The following is a 22,694-nucleotide window of genomic DNA, read 5'->3' on the forward strand; positions in this document are numbered from 1 at the left end:
TTCAGTGGAGGGCGGCACGCTCATTCGACACGGAAGATCTTCTCCAGCCCGATCAGCCGGCCCACCACGAGCACGAGCAGCGTGGAGAGCAGGATCAGCACCGCCGACATCGCCGCGACAGTGGGATCGTCGAAGTCGCGCATATACGCATAGGCGGCGACGGGCAGCGTCGTGCTGTGCTGCGCGGCGAGGAAGGTGGAGACGGAGAAGTTGTCGATGGCCTCGACGAAAACGAAGGTGCCGCCCGCGATCAGTCCCGGTCTCAGTTGCGGCAGCACGACCAGGCGAAAGGCCTGCCAGTTCGACGCCCCGAGGTTGCGCGCGGCCTCTTCGAGATCGGTGCGCATGCCGTGCAGGTTCGCGACGAGCGCGCGCACGGAGTAGGGCAGCGTGAAGCAGATCATCGCGATCACGAGTCCGGTGAATCCCGGGCCGATGCCGGTGTGATACAGCAGGATCAGGAACGCGATGCCGGTCACGACGCCCGGAATGATGATCGGCGACATCAGCAGCGCGTTGATCGCCTCCACGCCGCGGAAACGGCCGCGCACGAGCGCCCATGCTGTCGGCACCGCGATGATGAGGCTCACCGGCGTCACGATGGCGCCCATCAGCAGGCTGGTGCCGAACGCCGTGCGGAACGAATCGCTGGAAAAAAATTGCTGAAACCACTTCAGGGAAAAACCGGAAGGGGACAACGAAAAATAACTGTCGTTGCTGAACGCGTAGTACACGATGAACACCACCGGCGTCAGCATGAACAGCCCGACCAGGACGGCGAACAGACGCACGCCGGGGCCATAGGCGAGATAGTCTTCACGGGCGGTGCTCATCGGGTGGCGCTCCTGGCAACATGACCGCCGGCGAGTCGTTGCGACAGCGAGAACAGCCACACGAACGCGAGCGAAACAACGAGAAAGAGAGTCGCCGTGGCGGCGGCAAACGGCAGATCGAACGCGACGAAGATCAGTTCGTAGATCTCATTCGACAGCAGGCGCACGTGTCCGCCGCCCAGCACGAGCGGAAACAGGAACGAGCTCAGCGAGACCGCGAAGGTCAACGCACTCGCCGCGATCACGCCCGGCACGCTGAGCGGCAGCGTGACGCGACAGAACGCGGACAGCCTCGATGCGCCCAGATTGATGGCGGATTCCTCCAGCACGCGCGGCACGTTCTTCAGCGGGCCGAGCAGCGTGAGCACGAAGAAGGGAATCACGAAATGCAGCAGGGACACGAAGACGCCGCCCTGGTTGTAGATCAGGTGAAGCGGCGAATCGATCACGCCGAGCTTGCGCAGCACCGAATTGATGAGCCCGCTGTTGCCGAGGATGATGACCCACGCATAAGCGCGCGTGACCGTTCCGGAAAGGAACGTCACGACCAGCGACACCATCAGGAACTGGCGCAAGCCGCTCGATGCGCAGCGCACCATCACATACGCCATCGGAAAGCCCACCAGCGCGGCGGCGACGGTCAGTTCGGCGGAGATGCCAAGCGTCGCGCCGAGAATGCGCCACTCGGAGGCGGAGCGCAGGAAGCGGGCGTAGTTGTCGAGACTGATGGGTCCGACGCTGGCCGCCTGTCCCGGCACCCGATGCAGCAGGCTCGTATAAAGAAAGATCGCATAGGCGCTGAAGAACACGATCAGCACCACGGCGGCCGGCGCGAGATTCCAGCGCGATACGCGCGGCGTGAAATCGACGATGGGCGCAATGCCCGGAGCAATGATGGGCGGGTTCTTCATGCGCGCAGCACCATGCAGTCCGCGACAGCGATCGAGAGTTCGACCAGCGCGCCTTCGGGAAAGACCGGCTCGCCGGCATGACGCGGTGCGTCGACGGTCAAACGCAGACCATGCGATTCCACTTCATACGTCACCTTGTCGCCGAGATTCATCGCGAGCGCGATGCGTCCAACGAGATGCGAGCCGGACTGCACGCCGGTTCGTGCCGTGCCCGCTGCCGCGAGACGTATCGCGCCGGGACGGATGGTGACGTCCACAGCGTCGCCCACGCGCCGCTCGGCGATCCCGCTCACGCTCAGGCGTCCGCCGTCCGGCAGGTTCAGCACGCCGCGCTGGCCTTCCATGGCGGCCAGTGTGCCCGTAACGGTATTCGACGTGCCGATGAACTGCGCGACGAAACGCGTGGCGGGGCGGTCGTAGATGTCGGCGGGCGCGCCGCACTGCTCGATGCGGCCCGCGTTCATCACCGCGATGCGGTCCGAGATCGCCATCGCTTCCTGCTGGTCGTGCGTGACGCAGATGGTGGTGACGCCCACCGCGCGTTGCAGCTTGCGCAGTTCCACCTGCATCTGGTCGCGCAGGCTCTTGTCGAGCGCGCCGAAGGGTTCGTCGAGCAACAGGACCTTCGGCTGCGTGACCAGTGCGCGCGCCAGTGCGGCGCGCTGTTGCTGGCCGCCGCTCAGCTGCGCGGGATAGCGTTGGGCCAGTGCGGAGAGCCGCACCATCTCGAGCGCTTCGAGCGCGCGTTTGCGGGCTTCCGCAGCGGGCACGCGGCGCATCTTCAGGCCGAACATCACGTTGGTCAGCACGTCCATGTGCGGGAACAGCGCGTAGCTCTGGAACACCATGGCGGTGTCGCGGCGATGCGGCGCGACACCGAGCACGTCGCGCTGACCGAGCGTCACGCGGCCTTCGTCGGCGGTGACGAAGCCCGCTATCAGACGCAGCAGCGTGGACTTGCCGCAGCCGCTCGGGCCGAGCAGCGTGAGCAGCGCGCCGGCGGGAACATCGAGCGAGACACTGTCGATCGCGGTGAAATCGCCGTAGCGCTTGCGCACGCCGATGACCGACAATGGCTCGCCGCGTGTGGGCGATGCGATATCCGGCGCCGTCACGGCGGCCGACAGTTGGGTGCTCATCGTGCGATTTCCTGATTGAAGCGGTCGGTCCATGCGCCGATGTTGGCGTTGACGTTCTTCTCGTCGATCACCATCTCGTCGCCCGGCTTGGGCAGGGCGTCCACCAGCGCGGCGGGCTGCGTCGACTTGCGGTTGATCGCGCTCATGTTCAGCTTTTCAGCGATCTGGCCGTTGATGTCGGCGCTCAACAAAAAGTTGAGGTAGTCGGCGGCGAGCGCGCTGTTGGGCGTGCGCACCAGCACGGCGACGTCGGAGTTCATCGGCGTGCCCTTCGGGCTGACGATCTTCACCGGGCGTCCCGCGTCCGCGACCCGCTTGGCCTGCGACGGCGGCGCGATCAGCACCGACACTTCACCCTGCGCGAGCGCCTGGCGTGCCTGTGCGTCCGAGTTGTAGAACATGGCGGCGTTCGGCTTGATCTTCTTCAGCATGTCGAAGCCCGTATCCGCCGAGCCCGGCTTGCCGCCGACGTTCGCGGCGATCATCAGCATGCGGCCCTGATAGAAGCCCATGGCGGGCACGGCGATCTTGCCGGCGAAGCGCGGATCCCACAGTTCCTTCCAGGACGTGATGGGCTTGTCCACGAGGTCGTTGCGATACACGATCGACAGCGGATACGAATACAGCGCGACGTAGTTCGGCGTCGCGAGTCCGGGCATCACGTCCTTCAGGTTCGGCATCTGCGCGGCGGGCAGCGGCGTGAACAACTGCTGGTCGGTCACCGCGCGTTCCGCGACGGACGAGGTGGTGAGCCACACATCGACGCTCGGCGCGCTCTTCATCGCCTGAAGCTTGACGAGTCCTTCGCCCGACGACGACTGCGTGACGAGATTCACCTTCACGCCGGTCTTCTTCGTATAGGCCTCGCTCGCGGCCTGCAGCGCGGTCTGCCACGTGAGACCCCAGGACAGTACCGTGATGGAACGGGTTTCGTCGGCCTGCGAGGTGGTCGCGCCCAGCAGGGTCAGTACGGCCGCCGTCGCAAGCGCGACGCGGCGGGAAATTGCAAGCTTCAGGTTCATTGCATTACCCCGTAGTGGAAATCGTTGATAAAAAAATCGAGCTGTTCTGTTTCAGCGCAAGGCGGCCTTGGCCTTTTCCTTCAGCGCACGCTTCCTGTCCTGTTCGAGATGCTTGCGCACCAGCTTCTCGGCACGCGCGCTGTCGTGGGCCCGCAGCGCGGCGACAATCTCGCTGTGCTGCGCAATGGCCGTCTGGCTTTCGCGCGGGCTGTAGCTCGCGAGCATCTTTTCGTTCAGGAAAAATTCCTGAAAGCTTTCGACCATTCGCGCGAGCCGTTCCGAGCGCGCGGCGCGGGTGATCGCTTCGTGGAAGCGTTGGTTGATCTGCACGCGTGCATCGATGTCATGCATCGACGCATGCGTCTCGTCGATCAGGCCATCGAGCACCTTCAGTTCCTCGTCCGTGATGCGCTCCGCCGCGAGCCGCGCCGCGCAGCCTTCGAGCGCTTCGCGGATCATGTAGATCTCGTCGAGTTCGCTCGACGTATCCACCACTTCCACGCCGCCATGCTTCAGCGGCCGCACGAGCTGATCACTCGTGAGACGCGAGATCGCCTCGCGTACCGGCGTGCGGCTCGCGTTGAGCGCTTGCGCCAGTTCGACTTCGATCAGCCGGCTGCGCGCGGGCAACTGGCCTTCGATGATCGCGCGGCGCAGCTTGCGATAGAGCTGGTCCGCGACCCGTTCGGGCGCGGCGTCGTTCGGCGGCAGCAGCAGCGCGGCATCACCGGCTTGTGTGTCGATCGTGTCGGTCGTGTTGTTCATCAAGGTGTCTCCGGAAGCGGTTTCGGACCAGGCCGTTGCTTTCTCGTCAGGCGCCGATCAGCGCGCGGGCACGCGCCACCGAGGCCTGCTTGTCGAACGAATTGAAGAGCGCCATCGCCTGCACGGGCGGCGGGCTTTCGGCGAACATCTGATAGGCCTGCATGCGGCCGCCGAACGACGTCGCGGTGAGTTCGGCCGCGAGGTTCAGCGTGCGCAGACGTTCCGCGCCGCTTGCTTCGCCGATGCGGTAGTACTTCTCGAGATCGCGGCGCAGGTCCAGGTTGTTATAGGTGGCTTCGTCCGGCGCCATCACGGCCGCGCCGCCCGCGAGGTCGCGCAGGATCTGCGTCATCGTGTAGTAGTTCGACGACGCGAACACGCGGCCCGCATTCTGGATGGACTGGTTCGGCATGATCATGCCGGTGCGGCTGGTTTCATACGCGGCTTCGGACGCGAGGATGAACGAGCGGATGCCTTCGCGGAACCCCATCAGCGTCGCGATCTTTTCGCGGATCACGGGCACATTGATGAGGCGCGTCTGTTCGGCGAGCAGCAACGCGGTGCCGACCAGCAGGTCCGCCTTCGCATACGAGCGGTTCAGGAAACCTTGCGCGGCCCACTTCGGCAAATCCTGGCGAATCAGGTTGGCGAGTTCGGGCTGACGCGAGAAGATCACGTTCTCCCACGGCACGAACACGTTGTCGAACACCATCAGCGTGTCCAGTTCGTCGAAGCGGGCGGACAGCGGGTGATCGAAGGCGGACTGTTTTTCTTCCAGCGGCGCGCGGCAGATATGGCGCACGTTCGGCGAATTGAGCGGCACGATGCAGGCCACCGCGTAGTCGCGATTCTCGGGAATCCAGTTGCCGACGGTCGGCTTGCAGAACGCCACGTGTGCATAGCACGCGCCGGTTTCATACTTGGCGCCACGAATTACAATGCCGTCGTCGCGTTCCTCTACCACGCGCAGGTACATGTCGAGATCGTCCTGCTGATACGGCTGCTTGCTGCGGTCGCCCTTCGGATCGGTATTGCCGCTCGTCATGAAGAGGTTCTCGCGCTGCAGCTTCGAGAGCCAGCGCTCGACGTTCTGTGCATAGCGCGTGTCGAAGCGGTCGAGCAGGTCCTTGCGGTCCTTCATCACGAACAGCGGCGTGACGGTTTCGTCGCCGAAGCGGTCGATCACCGGACTCACTTCATTCAGCACCGCAGCAGTCATCTCGCGGCGGTTGCGCAGGTCGTCGAGCGTATCGGGCAGCTTGTACACGCGGCTTGCCATCTCGCCGTCTTCCGTGCGATAGCCGAAGACGTCGGCATAGCGCGGGTCGTGCTGCAGGTCGTACATGCGCGCCATTGCATCGACCATCGGCTTGCTTGCCGGATGCGTGGTCACGTCGGTGACACGCTCGCCCGAGATATAGACCTCGCGTCCATCGCGGAGCGAAGCGCGATATTGATCCCCCGTCATCAGTGCCATGGGTCAAATCTTCCTGGTGTTATTGAGTTGCAGGATGAGGCCGCAAAAGAGCGCGCCACGTTCGGCGAGACTGGCGAGCGAAATGGATTCATCGCGCGCGCAGATGTTCTCGCAGACCGGGCCGAGCGCATCGAGCGTCGGGATGCCGAGTGCGGCCGAAAAATTGCCGTCCGAGCCACCGCCTGTCGGCGGCACTTCGAACAGCGGAATGTCGAGTTGCGCGGCCAGGTCGAGCGCGATGTCGCGCAACGGGCCGTTGTGGGCGTCGGTGAAGGCGGGGCGCGTCAGGCCGCCGCGCAGATCGAGCGCGACGCCTTCATTGCGCCGTTCCGCGCCGATACGGCGAATCTCCGCGATCATCGCGTCGGCTTGCGCTTGCGTGCGCGCCCGCAGGTCGATATCCATCCGCGCTTCGGGCGGCACCACCTGACGCGCCGCGCCGCCATGGAACATGCCGACGTTGACCACTGCGCCGTGCTCCGGATCGCTCAACGCTTCGAGCGGTTCGACCTTGACGGCGAGTTCGCGGATCGCGCTCGCGCCTTTTGCGTAGTTCACCGCGCAATGCGCGCTGCGTCCGTGAGCGCAGAGCTGGAACGCGCCGAGCGCGCCGCGTGCGGTGACGATGCCGCCGCCGGGGCGTCCCGGTTCGAGCACCAGCACGAAGTCCGCTTCTTGCGCCGCCGCTTCGATGGCGGGGCGGCTGTGCACGCTGCCGAGTTCTTCGTCGGGCACGAGGAAGAAGGTGATGGAGGCGAGGTCGTCGAAGCCATGCGCGAACAAATAGCGCAGCGACGAGAGCGCCATCACGAGTCCGCCCTTCATGTCGCCGACGCCCGGGCCGGTGGCGCGGTCGCCGTCGATGCTGAAGGGCCACTCGGCGACGGTGCCTTCCGGCCATACGGTATCGGCGTGACCGAGGATCAGCAGGCGGCCCCTGCCGGACAGCGTGCGCGTGGCAACCAGTTGATCCGCGCATGCGGACATTGGCCGGCGGTCGATCGTGAAGCCGAGCGTGCGCAGCCCGGCTTCCATGATGTCGACGACCCGGTTCACGCCTTCGACGCAATACGACCCGCTGTCGATATTCACGAGGCGCTCGAGCGTGTGCGTCATCTCGGGCAATTGCTGCGCGAGCGTGGTCCTGCACTCGCGGACGTCGAAGTTCATCGAAGCTCCATGGCGGGGCGATGGAACACCCCTGCATCGTTGTTTTCTGCATGCAGAACTGCACGCGACGACGAACGATATGAAGTCGATTTTTTGGCGTCAACCGGAAAAGAATGCGGTCGAAAGAATGCATAGGGCCGGCTGCAAAGCCATGCACCATAAGGGATTGCGGGCGATCGTTTGCATGGGCGTGTTTGCCCGCAAGCGATGCATGATGCACCCGCGATGCACTGATCGAGGGCCGAGAGGAACCACTTCGGGGCTTATTTTTTTTGATGCTGCATGCAGAAAACAACACTTGCTGCATGCAGGAAGCACGAGAAAGCGCATGCTTCGGACCGGCTCTCGCGTGCTATTCGAATCGGAAAGCAGGGCGTGGAGCACCATTGCGATGCTCCGTCATGCCATCGTTACTTCGCCGCGCCGACCAGCGAGAAGGCGTCGAAAGACGGATCGACGGGTGTATGTGCCAGATGCTGAAGCGCTTCTTCCACGAGCGGTTCGCATGCGCTGTAGTCGGAATTCATGCTGTCGCTGTGTGCCTGGGGAAAGTTGACCGAAAGGACCTTGCCACCCCAGCGGTCGGCGGTGGCGGTCATGCTGCACTTGCCCGCGCCGCCGATCTTGAGGTCGAGCAGGATCACGTTCAGGTCGAATGCGGCATCCGAATTGGAGAAATTCCACTGCATGACCATGCGGTCATTCGGGGAGTTCGTGTCCACGAGTTTCATGGTCTTGTCGGGAATGCCGACAGCAGCCACCAGGTCGAGTACGTTCGAGCCGATCAGCGCGCCCGAGTCCTTGCGGGCCTCGTGGGTCCGGTAAGCCGCACAGCCGGAGAACAGGGTGACGAACATGAGGAGGAGGGAAGTGTAGCGTCGCAAGAGGGCTCCTTGGCGAGTGAAGAGATGGATGGATCACAGGACGTCCGAGGCGCTGCCAGCAAGAACGTGGCCCGGCCCTCGCACCGCCCGGATCCTGTTCCGCCAAGGCTTTCAGCGTGGTTTCCGATGCCTTGCGCTCCGTCGAAACGGGCGCATTACGTTTGCATTCAAAATGCCGGATGGCATTTCGTGTTCTGCATGCGATATGCGTGAGGCATGGTGAGCTTTAGTGTCGGCGCGGACGTCTGCCGCAGATCGATCTGATAAAGTCGGTCACCTTCGGGCGCCCTTGCGGCCTCAACCTTCCATCGAACAGCATGCGCATCCTTCCTATCAGCGACGGAGACCGGTCGCTGCCCACCTTGGTTTGCCTGCCCGGGGCCATGTGCAGTCCCGCCGTGTTCGCGGAGGCCGCGCGTCTGTCCGGCCTGCGCGCACTGGCGCTCGCATGGCTCGAGGATGATGGCCCGTTTTCGCTGGAAGCGATCGCCGGGCGTGCTTTGCAATGCGTCGCCGACGAACCGCGCATCGTGCTCGTCGGCCACTCGCTCGGCACGCCGCTCGCAGTGCTCGCCGCATTGCAGGACATGCAACGCGACGGCCCGCGCGTGTGCGGGCTGGTGCTGTCGAACAGCGGCGCCAACACGCGTGGTCATGGCGATGCCGATGCCATCGTGAGGCGCATCGAAACCGACTGGGGCGTCGAGTTCTGGGAGGCTTTCCTGGCGCGCTGCTTCCTGCGTCTTCCCGAAGAGCCCTTGCTGATGGAAGTGCGCAACTACCCTTCGCGCGTGCGCAAGGAAGCGGTCGCCGCCGCCATCCGCAGTCAGATGGAGACGGATCTCACGCCCTTGCTCGGCCGGCTTGGCGGTTTGCCGGCTGCCATCGTGCATGGGAAGTCCGACGTCGCGCGCACACTGGCCCATGCGCAGGAACTGGCGGCAGGGATGCCGCACGCCACGCTGCATGTGCTCGATACGGGCCACACGTCCTGTGCGGAAGATCCAGCCGCGTTCGCGGCCATCATGCGCGGGATCGCGGAGCGTTCGGCAAGGAAGGACTAAGCCTCGAAACGGGCTGCGGCCGCGCGCGCCACCGACATATCCGCCACCGCACTGAACGGCTGCTTGCGCTTCAGGCTGCCGACGCCGATATCCATGTCCTGCAGATAACCGATCTCGCGCTCGCTCAGCGTCAGGTTGCGCGAGTACGGACGTTGCTTCTGGTTGAACCGCCAGATCGCCTCGGCCGATGCAGCGTCGAAATGCTTCTGCGCCCGTTTGCGAGCATCGATAAAAGCATCGTGCGAGGCGGGCGACATCAGATAGTCATAGAGCGCGCCATACGCGGCCATGACGGCCACCAGACCTTCGTGCTTCGCGCCGAGCGCCGCATCCGCCGCATAGGCCGTTTGAAACACGCAATCCGGCAACGCCTGCCACAGGTTGCCATCGCTGATGACCTGCGGCCCTCTATCGTCGTTCAGATGCGAGATGCTGGCGAGGCAGGCATCGGCGGCGCCGCTTGCGACCGCATCGAAACAGTGCTCGTTGCTGCCATGATCGGCGAAGGTGATGCGCGAAGCATCGAGGCCTTTCTCCTTCAAGAGCTGAAGCATCAGGGTATGCAGCAGGCCATGCTGCGGGCCAACCGCGAAGGTCTTTCCCTCCAGCCCTTCAAGCGTCCGCACGCCGCCAGGCCTTGCGTACACCGTCAGCGCACATTTCTTCATCCCCGCACCGACGATCTTCACCGGCGCGCCCTGTTCAATGCGCGTGAGCACGAGGTTGTAGCCCGACACCATGCAGACGTCGGCCGCGCCACGCGCGATGGCGTCGAACGGACCGGTGGGGCCGGGGATCTGGATGATCCGCGCATCGACGTCATAGGTCTTGAAGTATCCCAGTTCGTCCATCAGCGCGTTGAGCGTCGCGTTCTCCAGGCCCGGATTGCTGACAATGCGGATTTCACTGTTGGCGGCGCGTGCGACATAAGGCGCGCCAAACGGACCCGCGGCGAGACCCACGCCGAGGGCGCCCGCCTTGCGCAAGAAGCCGCGACGGTTCAAATCACAGGTCATCTTAGTGTCTCCGGATGCCGGTCGTTATTAATCGGGAAGCGCTGGCACGAGGGCGCATTGTGCCGAACCGTCGCGGCCGGGTCGATTGAGTAAAATGGGTAACGACTTGACGAATGACTCATACCGGGAGAGGAGGCAACGTGTCGGCGGAACTCGACTGGTACCTGCAAATCAACCTCAAGGCGCGGCACTTGCGCTTGCTGGTGACCATCGATACCTATCGCAATCTGAGCCAGGTGGCGGAGGTCTCGCACGTCACGCTGGCCGCGGTCTCGAAGTCGCTGACCGAACTGGAGCGCGGACTCGGCCTCACGCTGTTCACGCGCACGGCACAGGGACTGGTGCCGACGCCCTACGGCGAATGCCTGACGCGCCACGCGCGGGCCATGCTGCATGTGCTGCATCAGACCATCGACGAACTGAAGGCCCTCAGCGCCGGCACGGAAGGCAAGATCGAGATCGGCGTGCTGCCCGTCTCGGCGTCCAGTCTGCTGACCCATGCGTTGAACCTGCTCAAGCAGCGCTCGCCGGGCACCAACGTGAAGATCGTCGAAGGGTCCGCGGAGTCGCTGTTGCCGGAGTTGTGGCAAGGCCATCTCGATCTCGTCGTCGGCCGTTTGCCGCCTCCGGATGCGCCGGGCAGCTTCGACGAGAAGGAACTGCTGGAGGAGCCCGTCGTGCTCGTCACGGGCCGGCAGCATCCGCTGGCGCGCAGGAAGAGCGTGCAGTGGGCGGACCTGTTGCCCTATCCGTGGATCTTGCCGCCCGCGGGCTCCATTCTTCGTGATCCGCTGGAGCGCGCGCTCGAAGTCCACGGCGTGCCGCTGACCAACAACTACATCGAGACCTTGTCCCTGCATGTGATCCGCGCGCACTTGCAGGTGTCCGACTGCATCGCCGTCATGGCCGACACCTCCGCGCGCGAGGCCACGCTGCCCCAGCCGCTCCATACCCTGCCGCTCACGCTTCCCCGCCTGCTGCGGCCCGCCGGCGTGCTCTGGAACCGCGTCCGCACGCTCACGCCGAGCGCGCAGCTGATGATCTCCTGCCTCGAGGAAACCGCGCAGCGCCTGTCCCGGGAAGGCCAGAAGCGCGGCTGACGCCTCCCGTCAGCCCCTTAACCATTTCCTCAACCGGCCCGCAGTTTTTCTCAAACCGGGCCATTCGAGGCGCTGGCACAATTCATTCACGCTCAACGACACGGGCGACGACGCGAACTGCCACCGGGAAGCACGCTTTCCCGGCCATTCCACGGACAGTTCCGCGCATCTACACGGAGACGAGAACGATGATGAATCTGAGGACCGCGCTCTGCGCCTGCGCGACGCTGTTCGGTTTCGCCGCACATGCCTACGCGGCCCCGGCATCCACGCAGTCGGTCGCGGACTTCTATCGCGGCAAGGCGTTGACGCTTCTGGTCAGCGCGGACGCGGGCACGGTGACGGACATCGTCGCGCGCCAGTTCTCACGCTTCTTCGTCAAGTATGTTCCGGGTCATCCGAAGGCCATCGTGATGAACGTGGTGGGCGCGGGCGGCATGGTGGCAGCGGCATCGCTGCAATCGCGGCAGCCGAGCGACGGCACCGTGATCGGCTTCCTGCAACGAAACAACCTGTACATCCCGCTGCTCGATGAGCGGCAGAACCGCTTCGATCCGCGCAAGGTGAGATGGCTCGGCAGTCTCAACAAGGTGGAGTACTGCCTGGTCTCGATGACCCGTTCCGGCGTCTCCACGGCGGACGACCTGAACAAGAAGAAGATGTATATCGGCGCGACCGGCTTCGCCAACGAGGACCGCACGCTGCCCGCGCTGCTGAACGAATACATGGGCGCGAAGATGAGCATCGTGCCCGGCTATACGGGCCGCGGCGAAGTGTATCTGGCGATGCAGCGCGGTGAAGTCGACGGCTGGGCCTCCACCATCGACGGGCTGCAACAGGGCGAACCCGCGCGGCTGCTCAAGGACGGCAAGATGAAGGTGCTGCTGCATCTGGGCTGGCAAAGCCCGGCCGGGTACACCGACGTGCCGAACCTCTCTTCCTACATCACGCAGCCGGACGTCAAGGCGCTGTTCAACCTCTTCATCCTGCCGTTCCAGGCGGGGCGTCCCATCGCCGTGCCGAAGGACGTGCCGCAAGACCGGCTCGATGCGCTGCGCGAGGCGTTCGCGAAGACCATCGCGGATCCGGATTTCATCGACGCCATGAAGCAGTCGGGCTATCCGATCGATCCCATCAGCGGCGATGCGGTGGAACAGATCATCGCGAAGCTGTATGCGACGCCCCAACGTCAGCTCGACGATGCACGCAAGCTCATCTTCAGCGCGCATTGAGCAGCCGCAGCGAGAAAGAACCTGAGAGAACATCAACACCCTTACGGTAGCTTCCCATGACGCCCGACATCATCGACATTCATCCGCACATCATCTCGACCGACACGGCACGGTATCCGATCGCGCCTCAGCACGGACACCGGTCGAAGTGGTCGGCGACGCGGCCCATCACGTTCGAGCAGCTGATCGCCGAGATGGATGAGGCGGGCGTGTCGAAGGCCGCGATCGTGCATTCATCGACGACCTACGGCACCAACAACGCGTACGTCGCCGACAGCGTCGCGCAACATCCGGACCGCTTCACCGGCGTCTATTCGTTCGACCTGCTCGCGCCCGACGCACTGCAGACGTTCGACTACTGGCTTGCTCGCGGCATGGGCGGCATTCGCCTCTTCACCGGCGGCGCCACGCATCAGAGCGACGGCAGCTGGCTGGTGAATCCCGCGACCTTCCCGATCTGGGAACGCTGCGCCGGGATCGGCATGACGATGGCGGTGCAGACCACGCCTGAAGGCCTTTCGATGGTGGCGGAACTGGCCCATCGCTTTCCTTCGGTGAACATCGTGCTGGATCACTGCGGCCGGCCCAACCTCGAAGCCGGGCCGCCGTATGCGAATTGCGCGGACCTGTTCGCGCTGGCCGCATTCCCCAATGTCTACATGAAGATCACGCCGCGCACCTTCGATCTCGCGCAGGCCGCGCCGGGCGGTGCGCAGCCGTTCTTCGCGAAGCTCGTCGAGGTGTCCGGCGCAGACCATCTCGCGTTCGGCTCGAACTATCCGGCTTCGGCCGGCCCGTTGAAGGATCTCGTTGCACAAGGCAATGACTGCTTCGCGGGCCTGAGCGACGACGAGCGCGCCTGGATCTGGGGCGGCACCGCGAAAAAGCTGTATCCGATGCTGGCCGGCTAATTCCGTTCCTGCACGACCGATAACAGGCGAGCCTGTGCAGCTCGCCATTCCATCAGGATGAGACATGGAGTTCTTCAACGATGCAACGTTGATGGCGGCCGGACATGCGCTGTCGACGCTCCTGCAATTCCACCGCATCATGTTTCTCGTGTTCGGCGTGGCGGTCGGTCTCGCGATCGGCTTGCTGCCGGGCATCGGCGGGCTGACGGGCTTTGCGCTGCTGGTGCCGTTCACCTACACGATGGACCCGTATTCCGCCTTCGCGATGCTGCTCGGCATGGCGTCCGTCATCACCACCTCGGACGTGATTCCGGCCGTGCTGTTCGGCGTGCCCGGCCATGCCGCGTCGCAGGCCACGGTGCTCGACGGCCTGCCGATGACCAAGCGCGGTGAAGCCTCGCGGGCGCTGAGCGCGTGCTACATGTCTTCGCTGATGGGCGGCCTGATCGGCGCGGTCATTCTCGCGGTGTCGCTGCCGCTGGTGCGTCCGTTCGTGTTGTCCATCGGCACGCCGGAGATGTTGTCGCTGACCGTGTTCGGCGTGTCGATGGTGTCGGCGCTGTCCGGCAACGCGCCGCTTCGTGGCGTTGTCGCCGCGTGCTTCGGCATTCTGGTCGGCATGATCGGCACCAATGTCGCGACCGGACAGATGCGCTGGACCGGCAATCTTCTCTATCTGCAGGACGGCATTCCGCTGGTGCCGATCATCCTCGGCATCTTTGCGTTGCCCGAGTTGTGCGAGCTGGCCATCCGCCGCGCGGCCATTGCGCAGAACGTGCAGTTCACGTCGCGGCAAGGCATGCGCGAGGGTGTGCTCGACAGCTTCCGCAACTGGTTCCTGGTGCTGCGTTGCGGCGGTCTCGGTGCGATCCTTGGCGCGGTGCCGGGCATCACCGGCGCGGTGACGGACTGGATCGCCTACGGCCATGCGTTGCAGACCGCGAAGGGTGCGAAGGAGACGTTCACCAAGGGCGACGTGCGCGGCGTGATCGCGCCCGAAGCGGCCAACAATGCGCGCGAGGGCGGCAGCCTCGTGCCGATGCTGTCCTTCGGCGTGCCGGGCGGCGCGGCGCAGGCCATCCTGCTCGGCGCGATGATGGTGCACGGCTTCATCCCCGGCCCCGACATGCTGACCAAGCATCTCGACTTCACCTATTCGATGGTCTGGTCCATCGCGCTCGCCAACATCTTCGGCGCGGGGCTGTGCTTCCTGTTGAGCGGCCAGTTCGCGAAGGTATCGACGCTGCGCTATACGCTCATTCTGCCGGTCATCATGCCCGTCATCTATGTCGGCGCGTTCCAGGGCTCGCGCAGCTGGGGCGACCTGTTCGTGTTGCTGATCGCGGGCGTCATCGGCTGGACCATGAAGCGGCTCAGGTGGGCGCGTCCGCCGCTGATCCTCGGCCTCGTGCTCGGCGTGCTGATGGAGCGCTACATGTCGATCTCCTTCGTCCGCTACGGGACCGACTGGCTCGCGCGTCCTGTCGTCATCGTGTTGCTGGGGCTGGCCGCGCTGGTGTTCTTCAAGCCGCTCTTCACGGCCTTGCGCAGCGGCGGCTTCGCGCAGTTCAAGCCGAGCGGCTCGGTGCACTTCAAGCGCGAAGATCTGGTGCATGTGTTCTTCATCATCGTCGGGATTTACATGCTGGCAAGCTCGCAGGACTGGCTGCTGATGGCGCGCATCGGGCCGACGGTGGTCGCGAGCATTCTCGTCATCGCGGGAACATTGAGCCTCGCGTACAAGGTCTTCGTGATTCCGGCGCACGGCGTGGCGCGGGCGAGCAGCGGCGTTCACATGGACGTATCCGGCGACCACGACGAGCAGCTCCCCGTCAGGACCGTGCTGAAGCGTGCGGCCCGCTTTTTCAGCTGGTTTCTCGCGTTTCTCGCCTGCATGTCGGTGATCGGCATGCTGCCCACGGTGCCGCTGATGATCGTTGCGTACATGCGCATCGAAGGCCGTGAGTCGTGGAAGCTGAGCCTGATTCTCGCCGCGTGCGTGACCGTGTTCCTGTACATCGTCTTCGATCAGATCCTGCATATCCCTTGGCCGGAGAGCTTTCTCGGACAGTGGTTGCCCGGACTGGGCGGAGCCTGATTCATCATCGAAAGGAAGCGAAGCATGACGCGAGACCGACTGGCGCGCATCGACGCGCAGCAGGCCACCGACCATCAGCAGCGCGTCATCGCGCAACTGGGCGCAGGGCGCGGACGGATTCCCACGCCGTTCAACATCTGGTTGCACAACCCGCGTCTGGCTGAAGGCATGGAGATCATCGGCACGCATGTGGATCATTCGCCCGTGCTGAGCGAAGCGGAAACCGAGGTCGCGATCCTGGCCACCGCGGTGTTCTGGAATGCCCCGTATGTGATCGCCAATCATCGGCGGCACGCGCTGAAGGCGGGCGTTCCGGAAACGGTGGTCGCCGCGATCCTGGAGCGGCGCAAGCCCGAGGCGGACGACGGGCGTCTGGCGCTGGTATGCGACGCGGTGAGCGCGCTGCTCGCAGGCGGCGCGGTCGACGATGCGCGCTTTGCCCAGTACGATGCTGAGTTGGGCCGGGCGGTGATCGCCGAACTTCTCGTCACGATCGGCTATTTCACGTCGATCTCGCTCGGCATGACCTTGCATGCATTGCAGCCCAAAGACTGAACGACTCAGGTTATGAGGCAGTAGGAGAAAGATCGTGTCGGAACTCGACGGTTATCTGCAAGTGAATCTCAAGGCGAGACATCTGCGCCTGCTCGTGACCATCGATACCTATCGCAATCTGACGCAGGTGGCGGAAGTCACCCACGTCACGATGCCGGCGGTATCGAAGTCGCTGGCCGAGCTGGAACGCGGGCTCGGCCTCACGCTGTTCGCGCGCACGGCGCAAGGGCTCGTGCCCACGCCGCACGGCGAATGCCTCATCCGTCATGCGCGCGAGATGCTGACCATCCTGCATCAGGCGCGCGATGAAATGAAGGCACTGAGCGCGGGCACCGAGGGCAAGGTGCATATCGGCATGTTGCCGGCTTCGGCGTCCGCGCTGCTGCCGCTCGCGCTCAACCTGCTGAAGAACAAGTCGCCAGGCACCAACGTGCGAGTCGTGGAAGGCACGCGGGGCGCGTTGCTGCCGGAGTTGTGGCAGGGCCGTCTCGACCTGATCGTCGGGCGCCTGCCCGCGCCGGATACGCTCGGCAGCTTCGAGGAAAAGCCGCTGCTGGAAGAACCCGTGACGCTGATGACCGGGCGGCATCATCCACTGGCGCAGGCGAAGACAATCAAGTGGTCCGACCTTCTTCCTTATCCCTGGATCCTGCCACCGCAGAACTCGATCCTGCGGGATTCACTCGAACGCACGCTGAGAGCGCATGACGTACCGCTGACCAACAACTACATCGAGACCCTGTCCGTGCATGTGACCCGGGCGCATCTGCAGATATCGGACTTCATTGCCGTCATGGTGGGCACACCCGCCAACGATCCGACGCAACCGCTGTATGCGCTGCCCCTGAGCTTGCCGCGGCTGTTGCGCCCCTCCGGCGTGCTGTGGAACCGCAATCGCGGCCTGACGCCGAGCGCGCAACTCATGGTCGCGTGCCTGGAGGAGGCCGCGCAACAGCTGCAAAGCGCCAAGGCCTGACTGCCGAAAGCACGGCGACGTGTTTTCGGTTTTGCATCGTCCAGTTAGTTAGGGTTCCGTATCGGCGACGTGCAACCCACTCTTTACCAAACGGTTAAGCCCCTTGCTTCTTTATTCAATAGACGGAGCAGGGCGTCTCGAAAGATCATGTCGGCACCGACACGAGTTCGACTCGCACGATCAATCTTCCCAGGAGACTCCAGTGACCAAGAAAGTCCATCTCAAGCTCGCGATCGCCGAGCATCCGCATACCTCGGCCATCCGCGACGGCTCCATTCCCATCGAAGGCGTGGACGCGGAATTCATCACGGTGCAGCCGCAGATCGGCGCGTTCCGCCGCATGGTGCGCGACGTCGAATTCGATGTCTGCGAACTGGCGCCGACCACTTACATCATCGCCCGTGCGTATGGCGCGCCGTTCGTCGCGCTGCCGATCTTCGTCGTGCGCCGCTTCCATCATTCGGGTCTGCTGGTGCGTCCGGATGCGGGCATCAAGACGCCGAAGGATCTCGAAGGCAAGAAGGTTGGCGTGCGCGCGTATTCGGTGACCACCGGCGCATGGACGCGTCAGGTACTGATCGACGAGTTCGGTCTCGATCCCTCGAAGGTCACCTGGGTTGTCGATGACGAAGAGCACGTCACGCAACTGCAGTTGCCGCCGAACGTGATCCATGCTCCGAAGGGCACCTCGCTTGCCGAGATGATGGCCAACGGGGAACTCGTTGCCGGCTTCCACGGCAACGCAGGCATCGGCCGTACCGGCGACCCGACGGGCGGCTGGAAGGAAGTCGAAGCGGATTATCCGGACATGTTCCCGAATGCGGCTGAACTCGAATCGGAGTACTACGCCCGCACCGGCGTGTATCCGATGCACGGCACCATCGTCGTCAAGGACTCGGTGCTGGCCGAGCATCCGTGGGTGGCAAAGTCGCTCTACGACGCCTTCGACAAGGCCAAGCAGGACTGGCTCGCGAAGCTCAACGCGGGCGAACTGACCGACAAGAAGAACAGGAAGTACATCGAGTTGCAGAAGATCGTCGGCAACGATCCGCTGCCGTATGGCGTGGAAGAGAACCGCAAGACCATCGAAGCGCTCGAAGCGACCGCGTTCAAGCAAGGCCTGACGCCGCGCCGCATGTCCATGAACGAGCTGTTCGTCGATCCCCGCGTTTAAATCACCCGTAAGGCCAGGAACATGATCATCGACTGTCACGGTCACTTCACGACCGTCCCCGCCTCTTTTCGCGACTGGCGCGCCAAGCAGATCGCAGCCGCGGACGACCCCTCCAACGCGCCGCCGCTCTCCGGCGCGCATGTGTCCGACGACGAGATCCGCGAAGGCGTCGGCAATGGTCAGCTGCGTCTGCAACAGGAACGCGGCGGCGACCTCACGCTGTTCTCGCCGATCGCCGGCCTCATGAGCCATCACCTCGGCAACGAGCGTACGAGCCTCGAATGGGCCGAGGTATCGAACAATCTGGTGCGGCGCGTATGCGACCTGTACCCGGAGAACTTCGCGCCGGTGTGCCAGCTGCCGCAATCGCCGAAAGCGCCGCCGAAGAACTCGGTGCCCGAGTTGCGCCGCTGTGTCGAGGAAATGGGCTTCGTCGGCTGCAACCTGAATCCGGATCCGAGCGGCGGCTACTGGACCGGCAAGCCGATGACGGACCGCGAGTGGTATCCGGTCTATGAAGCGCTCTGCGATCTCGACGTACCCGCCATGATCCACGTCGCGGCCTCCTGCAATCCGTGCCATCACGGCACCGGCGCGCACTATCTGAACGCCGATACCTCGGTGTTCATGCAGTTGCTGCAAGGCGATGTGTTCAAGGACTTCCCGACGCTGCGCCTGGTCATTCCGCACGGCGGCGGCGCGGTGCCGTATCACTGGGGACGTTATCGCGGCATGTCGCTGGAGATCGCCAAGCGTCCGCTCGAAGGCCTGCTGAACAACATCTTCTTCGACACCTGCGTCTATCACCATCCGGGCGTGGAACTGCTGACCAAGGTCGTGCCGACGAGCAACGTGATGTTCGGTTCGGAGATGATCGGCGCGGTGCGCGGGCGTGATCCGAATACCGGCGAGTACTTCGACGATACGAAGCGCTATATCGACGCCTGCGAAGCGCTCAGCGACGCGGACCGCCACGCGATCTTCGAAGGCAACGCGCGCCGCGTCTATCCGCGCCTGGACCAGCAACTCAAGGCGCGCGGCCTGTGACCGGACGAGGAAGGCAGACATGAACATCATCGACATTCATCCGCACATCATCTCGGACGACGAGACGCGCTATCCGCCGGCGCCGCTGTTCGGCAAGCGCTCGGACTGGTCGCAGGAGCGCCCGAACACCGTCGAGGCGCTGATCGCGGCGATGGATCAGGCAGGCGTTGCGAAGGCCGCCGTCGTGCATTCGTCGACCACCTATGGTTTCGACAACAGCTACGTGGTGGACGGCTGCGACCAGTACAAGGACCGGCTCATCGCGGTGGGCTCCGTCGACATGCTGGCCGACGACGTGGCCACCGTCATCAAGGGCTGGGCCGACAAGGGTCTTGCGGGCCTGCGCATCTTCACGGGCGGTTCCACGAAGGACTTCGACCCGAGCGAGCTCGATAACCCGAAGTCGTTCAAGGCGTGGGAGATGCTCGCCGAACTCAAGCTGCCGATGTGCATCCAGACGGGTCCGGTCGGTTTGCCGCAGGTGCGCATGCTCGCAGAGAAGTTTCCCGGCGTGAACATCATTCTCGACCACCTCGCGCGTCCCGATGTCCTCGACGGCCCGCCGTATGCGAACGCTGCGGGACTGTTCGAACTGCGCGACCTGTCCAACGTGTACATGAAACTCACGCCGCGCATCTTCGGCGACGTGAAGAAGGAGAAGGCCAGCGCGGAGACGTTCTTCCCGCGCGTGGTCGAGGCATTCGGCGCGCAACGTCTCGCATGGGGCTCGAACTTCCCGACGTCGCCTGGCAAGCTCGGCGAGATCCTCGCGACGGCCCAGCAAGGGCTTGCATGCCTCAGCGAAGAAGATCGCGCATGGATCTTCGGCAAGACCGCGCAGAAGCTCTATCCGGCATTGAGCCAATAACGGAGACCATCATGTCAGACACTCGCCTGAACAGCATCATCCGCGCCTTCGAATCGGGCAAGGCCGCGCACGCGGCATTCGCGAAGCTCGACAAGCAGACCGCCATCGAGATGAGCGATTCGCCGTATGACGGCATCGTCTTCGAGATGGAGCACAACCCGTACGACGTGGCCGCGCTCGGCGATGCCTTCCAGTACATGTTGAACCGCAAGCAGATTGCCGAATCCGGCTCGGTCGCGCCCAAGGTGACGCCGCTGGCGCGCATTCCGGCGAACGGCGTGGAGATGAACCAGAGCTTCGCCAAGCAGGTGCTGGACCGCGGCGCATACGGCGTGATCTGGCCGCACGTGGCAACGGTGGAGCAGGCCTATAACGCCGTGGCCTCGTGCCGCTATGCGCGCCCGAAGAACGCGCCGCTGTACGAACCGAAGGGCGTGCGCGGCGACGGTCCCGCGAATGCCGCGCGCTACTGGGGCTTGTCGATGCAGCAGTACTACGAGAAGGCCGACGTCTGGCCGCTCGCGCCGCAAGGCGAGATTCTCGTGGGCCTGATGTGCGAGAGCACGCAGGCTATCGAGAACCTCGACGACATCCTCGCCAACGTGCCGGGCATCGGCTTCATCCTGATCGGCGAGGGCGATCTGAGCCAGGAACTGGGGCTGCCGCGTCAGTACGAGCATCCTGAAGTGGTCGCCGCGATGCGGCAGATTGCCGAGACCTGTCACAAGCACAACGTGGTCGTCGGCAACCCGCATGTGACCGCGAAGAATCATCGCCGCTTGCAGGAAGAAGGTTATCGCTTCCTGATGTCGGCGCCGGCGCGTACGTATGGCGTCGTCGGTCTCGCACGCGAACTGGCAGGCTACTGATGAACGGCGCCGAAAGTCTCGTCGCGACGCTGGTGGATCAGGGCGTCGATATCTGCTTCGCGAATCCGGGCACCTCGGAGATGCACTTCCTTGCCGCGCTCGGCAACAACCCGCGCATGCGCAGCGTGCTGTGCCTGTTCGAAGGCGTCGCTACGGGCGCCGCGGACGGCTGGTACCGCATGAAGGACACGCCCGCGTCCACGCTGCTGCATCTCGGACCGGGCCTGGCGAACGGTCTTGCGAACATCCACAACGCGAAGCGCGCATCGTCGGGCATGGTCAATGTCGTCGGCGAGCATTCGGTGTCGCATCTCAAGTACGATCCGCCGCTGACCTCGGATATCGAAGGCCTCGCGCGGCCCTTGAGTCATTGGGTACGCCGTGCCGAATCCGCGGACACCATCGCTTGGGACGCCGCGCAGGCGGTTGCCAAGGCGAGCGAGCATCCGGGGCAGATCGCGACGCTGATTCTTCCGGGCGACACGTCCTGGCAGCAAGCCGGTACCGCGCCGCAAGCGTGGCCCGCTCGCGCGACGGGCCGCAAGGCGCCGTCCGCGCAACGCATCGAGCACATTGCGCGCGTGCTTCGTTCGGGCGAACCCGCGCTGATCGTGCTTGCGAACAAGGCGACCCGCGGCGTGACGCTGGACAAGGCCGGCCGTGTCGCCGCCGCGACCGGCGCGGTGCTGGGATCGCAGTTCTTCACGGCGCGCATCGAGCGGGGCGCCGGGCGTGTGCCGCTCGCGCGCATTCCGTATGCGGTCGCGCAGGCCACAGCGTTCCTCAAGGACTTCAAGCACATCATCATAGTGGAGACGCGCGAGCCGGTGGCGTTCTTCGCGTATCCGGACAAGCCGAGCTTGCTGAAGCCCGAAGGCACGCTGGTGCATGCGCTCGTCGAAGCCGACGAAGACAGCGAACTCGCGTTCGACATGCTGTTGGATGCGCTCGGTGCATCCGGCACGGCGCCGTTGCTGCAAGCACGCATCGAGACGCCGGTACCCACGGGCGCGCTCAATCCGGCCAGCATCGCGCATGCACTGGCGGCGGCGTTGCCGGAGCATTGCATCGTCGTCGACGAATCGCTGACAACCGGGCGCGAGTCGATGAATCTCACGATGGGCGCGCGTCCGCACGATCTCATCAACAACATGGGCGGGTCGATCGGCTATGCGACGCCGGTAGCCACCGGCGCTTCGCTCGCGTGTCCCGATCGCCGCGTGTTCTGCATGGTCGGCGACGGCAGCGCGATGTACACCATCCAGTCGCTGTGGACGCAGGCCCGCGAGAGCCTGAACGTCACGACGATCATCTTCGCCAACAACAGCTACGCCATTCTCAAGGCGGAGTACGCGAACATGGGCGCGGGTGCGCCGGGTGAGCGGGCGCTGTCGATGATCGACATCGACAAGCCGCGCATCGACTGGCTGGCGATGGCGAAGAGCATGGGCGTGCCGGCAGTGGCGGTCGAGACGGCCGAGGGCTTCCACAAGGCCTTGACCGATTCGACGCACGCGGACGGACCTTGCCTGATCGAAGTGCGCCTCTGAACCTCATCACAAGCACGCTACAAGCAATGAAGG

The 22,694-nt window shown here is 64.3% G+C and carries 21 protein-coding genes; 12 read left to right on the forward strand and 9 right to left on the reverse strand.

All coding sequences use genetic code 11. The features are described from left to right. Nucleotides 1-20: 20 nt before the first annotated feature. The 8 genes from QCE64_RS16210 to QCE64_RS16245 form a co-directional block, all read right to left on the reverse strand. Nucleotides 21-833, reverse strand: a complete 813-nt coding sequence (locus QCE64_RS16210; RefSeq protein ID WP_309814383.1) for an ABC transporter permease — start codon at nt 831-833, stop codon at nt 21-23. Then, on the reverse strand, nt 830-1,744 hold the full coding sequence (locus tag QCE64_RS16215; RefSeq protein ID WP_309921127.1) for an ABC transporter permease: 915 nt from the start codon (nt 1,742-1,744) through the stop codon (nt 830-832). Before QCE64_RS16215 ends, QCE64_RS16210 begins: the two co-directional genes overlap by 4 nt. Further along, the gene (locus QCE64_RS16220) at nt 1,741-2,883 is read right to left on the reverse strand and encodes an ABC transporter ATP-binding protein (RefSeq protein WP_310004808.1); all 1,143 of its coding nucleotides are present in this window, start codon (nt 2,881-2,883) and stop codon (nt 1,741-1,743) included. Before QCE64_RS16220 ends, QCE64_RS16215 begins: the two co-directional genes overlap by 4 nt. Next, on the reverse strand, nt 2,880-3,905 hold the full coding sequence (locus QCE64_RS16225; protein WP_309921134.1) for an extracellular solute-binding protein: 1,026 nt from the start codon (nt 3,903-3,905) through the stop codon (nt 2,880-2,882). Before QCE64_RS16225 ends, QCE64_RS16220 begins: the two co-directional genes overlap by 4 nt. 51 nt (nt 3,906-3,956) lie before the next feature. After that, complete coding sequence (locus QCE64_RS16230; RefSeq protein ID WP_310004811.1) at nt 3,957-4,670, reverse strand: GntR family transcriptional regulator; 714 nt, start codon at nt 4,668-4,670, stop codon at nt 3,957-3,959. Nucleotides 4,671-4,716: 46 nt separating this feature from the next. After that, a complete protein-coding gene (locus QCE64_RS16235) occupies nt 4,717-6,147 on the reverse strand; it encodes a 4-hydroxyphenylacetate 3-hydroxylase N-terminal domain-containing protein (protein WP_309932142.1) in 1,431 nt (476 codons plus the stop codon). Nucleotides 6,148-6,150: 3 nt separating this feature from the next. Then, nucleotides 6,151-7,317 carry a M20 family metallopeptidase gene (locus QCE64_RS16240; protein ID WP_309921142.1) on the reverse strand — a complete coding sequence of 389 codons (1,167 nt, stop codon included), beginning with the start codon at nt 7,315-7,317 and terminating at the stop codon, nt 6,151-6,153. A gap of 410 nt (nt 7,318-7,727) precedes the next feature. Next, nucleotides 7,728-8,201, reverse strand: coding sequence for a hypothetical protein (locus QCE64_RS16245; protein ID WP_309921144.1), 474 nt, complete (start codon nt 8,199-8,201; stop codon nt 7,728-7,730). A gap of 317 nt (nt 8,202-8,518) precedes the next feature. On the opposite strand from QCE64_RS16245, the gene QCE64_RS16250 reads away from it, so the two are divergent. Then, nucleotides 8,519-9,265: an alpha/beta hydrolase gene (locus tag QCE64_RS16250; protein ID WP_309932143.1), complete on the forward strand. Its 747-nt coding sequence runs from the start codon at nt 8,519-8,521 to the stop codon at nt 9,263-9,265. On the opposite strand, the gene QCE64_RS16255 is transcribed toward QCE64_RS16250, so the two are convergent. Further along, on the reverse strand, nt 9,262-10,281 hold the full coding sequence (locus QCE64_RS16255) for an ABC transporter substrate-binding protein (RefSeq protein WP_310004813.1): 1,020 nt from the start codon (nt 10,279-10,281) through the stop codon (nt 9,262-9,264). The two genes, QCE64_RS16250 and QCE64_RS16255, sit on opposite strands and share 4 nt — an antisense overlap. A 113-nt stretch (nt 10,282-10,394) precedes the next feature. On the opposite strand from QCE64_RS16255, the gene QCE64_RS16260 reads away from it, so the two are divergent. The 11 genes from QCE64_RS16260 to QCE64_RS16310 all read left to right on the forward strand — a co-directional run bounded on the left by QCE64_RS16260 (nt 10,395) and on the right by QCE64_RS16310 (nt 22,661). Beyond that, complete coding sequence (locus QCE64_RS16260) at nt 10,395-11,381, forward strand: LysR substrate-binding domain-containing protein (protein WP_309921154.1); 987 nt, start codon at nt 10,395-10,397, stop codon at nt 11,379-11,381. A gap of 188 nt (nt 11,382-11,569) precedes the next feature. After that, nucleotides 11,570-12,613 carry a tripartite tricarboxylate transporter substrate-binding protein gene (locus QCE64_RS16265; protein WP_310004815.1) on the forward strand — a complete coding sequence of 348 codons (1,044 nt, stop codon included), beginning with the start codon at nt 11,570-11,572 and terminating at the stop codon, nt 12,611-12,613. A 56-nt stretch (nt 12,614-12,669) separates the two neighbouring features. Next, a complete protein-coding gene (locus tag QCE64_RS16270) occupies nt 12,670-13,524 on the forward strand; it encodes an amidohydrolase family protein (RefSeq protein WP_309921159.1) in 855 nt (284 codons plus the stop codon). A 64-nt stretch (nt 13,525-13,588) separates the two neighbouring features. Next, nucleotides 13,589-15,622, forward strand: coding sequence for a tripartite tricarboxylate transporter permease (locus QCE64_RS16275; protein ID WP_309921161.1), 2,034 nt, complete (start codon nt 13,589-13,591; stop codon nt 15,620-15,622). Nucleotides 15,623-15,646: 24 nt separating this feature from the next. Beyond that, nucleotides 15,647-16,177 carry a carboxymuconolactone decarboxylase family protein gene (locus QCE64_RS16280; RefSeq protein ID WP_310004817.1) on the forward strand — a complete coding sequence of 177 codons (531 nt, stop codon included), beginning with the start codon at nt 15,647-15,649 and terminating at the stop codon, nt 16,175-16,177. Nucleotides 16,178-16,211: 34 nt separating this feature from the next. Next, on the forward strand, nt 16,212-17,153 hold the full coding sequence (locus QCE64_RS16285) for a LysR substrate-binding domain-containing protein (RefSeq protein ID WP_310004820.1): 942 nt from the start codon (nt 16,212-16,214) through the stop codon (nt 17,151-17,153). A gap of 202 nt (nt 17,154-17,355) precedes the next feature. After that, nucleotides 17,356-18,327 carry an ABC transporter substrate-binding protein gene (locus QCE64_RS16290; RefSeq protein WP_309921167.1) on the forward strand — a complete coding sequence of 324 codons (972 nt, stop codon included), beginning with the start codon at nt 17,356-17,358 and terminating at the stop codon, nt 18,325-18,327. A gap of 21 nt (nt 18,328-18,348) precedes the next feature. Then, nucleotides 18,349-19,374 (forward strand): amidohydrolase family protein, encoded by a 1,026-nt coding sequence (locus tag QCE64_RS16295; protein WP_309814335.1) that lies wholly within the window; start codon nt 18,349-18,351, stop codon nt 19,372-19,374. Nucleotides 19,375-19,393: 19 nt separating this feature from the next. After that, a complete protein-coding gene (locus QCE64_RS16300) occupies nt 19,394-20,242 on the forward strand; it encodes an amidohydrolase family protein (RefSeq protein ID WP_309932145.1) in 849 nt (282 codons plus the stop codon). An 11-nt stretch (nt 20,243-20,253) separates the two neighbouring features. Next, nucleotides 20,254-21,111, forward strand: coding sequence for an aldolase/citrate lyase family protein (locus QCE64_RS16305; RefSeq protein WP_309814329.1), 858 nt, complete (start codon nt 20,254-20,256; stop codon nt 21,109-21,111). Next, nucleotides 21,111-22,661, forward strand: a complete 1,551-nt coding sequence (locus QCE64_RS16310; protein ID WP_310004822.1) for an acetolactate synthase large subunit — start codon at nt 21,111-21,113, stop codon at nt 22,659-22,661. Before QCE64_RS16305 ends, QCE64_RS16310 begins: the two co-directional genes overlap by 1 nt. The last annotated feature ends 33 nt before the right edge of the window (nt 22,662-22,694 follow it).

The sequence above is a fragment of the Caballeronia sp. LZ043 genome (assembly GCF_031451075.1).
Classification (GTDB): Bacteria; Pseudomonadota; Gammaproteobacteria; order Burkholderiales; family Burkholderiaceae; genus Caballeronia.

Bases quoted from the DNA above. Each gene is read 5' to 3' on its own strand.
- QCE64_RS16210 (WP_309814383.1), bottom strand. From the start codon at position 833: ATGAGCACCGCCCGTGAAGACTATCTCGCCTATGGCCCCGGCGTGCGT.
- QCE64_RS16215 (WP_309921127.1), bottom strand. From the start codon at position 1,744: ATGAAGAACCCGCCCATCATTGCTCCGGGCATTGCGCCCATCGTCGAT.
- QCE64_RS16220 (WP_310004808.1), bottom strand. From the start codon at position 2,883: ATGAGCACCCAACTGTCGGCCGCCGTGACGGCGCCGGATATCGCATCG.
- QCE64_RS16225 (WP_309921134.1), bottom strand. From the start codon at position 3,905: ATGAACCTGAAGCTTGCAATTTCCCGCCGCGTCGCGCTTGCGACGGCG.
- QCE64_RS16230 (WP_310004811.1), bottom strand. From the start codon at position 4,670: ATGAACAACACGACCGACACGATCGACACACAAGCCGGTGATGCCGCG.
- QCE64_RS16235 (WP_309932142.1), bottom strand. From the start codon at position 6,147: ATGGCACTGATGACGGGGGATCAATATCGCGCTTCGCTCCGCGATGGA.
- QCE64_RS16240 (WP_309921142.1), bottom strand. From the start codon at position 7,317: ATGAACTTCGACGTCCGCGAGTGCAGGACCACGCTCGCGCAGCAATTG.
- QCE64_RS16250 (WP_309932143.1), top strand. From the start codon at position 8,519: ATGCGCATCCTTCCTATCAGCGACGGAGACCGGTCGCTGCCCACCTTG.
- QCE64_RS16255 (WP_310004813.1), bottom strand. From the start codon at position 10,281: ATGACCTGTGATTTGAACCGTCGCGGCTTCTTGCGCAAGGCGGGCGCC.
- QCE64_RS16260 (WP_309921154.1), top strand. From the start codon at position 10,395: ATGACTCATACCGGGAGAGGAGGCAACGTGTCGGCGGAACTCGACTGG.
- QCE64_RS16265 (WP_310004815.1), top strand. From the start codon at position 11,570: ATGATGAATCTGAGGACCGCGCTCTGCGCCTGCGCGACGCTGTTCGGT.
- QCE64_RS16270 (WP_309921159.1), top strand. From the start codon at position 12,670: ATGACGCCCGACATCATCGACATTCATCCGCACATCATCTCGACCGAC.
- QCE64_RS16275 (WP_309921161.1), top strand. From the start codon at position 13,589: ATGGAGTTCTTCAACGATGCAACGTTGATGGCGGCCGGACATGCGCTG.
- QCE64_RS16280 (WP_310004817.1), top strand. From the start codon at position 15,647: ATGACGCGAGACCGACTGGCGCGCATCGACGCGCAGCAGGCCACCGAC.
- QCE64_RS16295 (WP_309814335.1), top strand. From the start codon at position 18,349: ATGATCATCGACTGTCACGGTCACTTCACGACCGTCCCCGCCTCTTTT.
- QCE64_RS16300 (WP_309932145.1), top strand. From the start codon at position 19,394: ATGAACATCATCGACATTCATCCGCACATCATCTCGGACGACGAGACG.
- QCE64_RS16305 (WP_309814329.1), top strand. From the start codon at position 20,254: ATGTCAGACACTCGCCTGAACAGCATCATCCGCGCCTTCGAATCGGGC.
- QCE64_RS16310 (WP_310004822.1), top strand. From the start codon at position 21,111: ATGAACGGCGCCGAAAGTCTCGTCGCGACGCTGGTGGATCAGGGCGTC.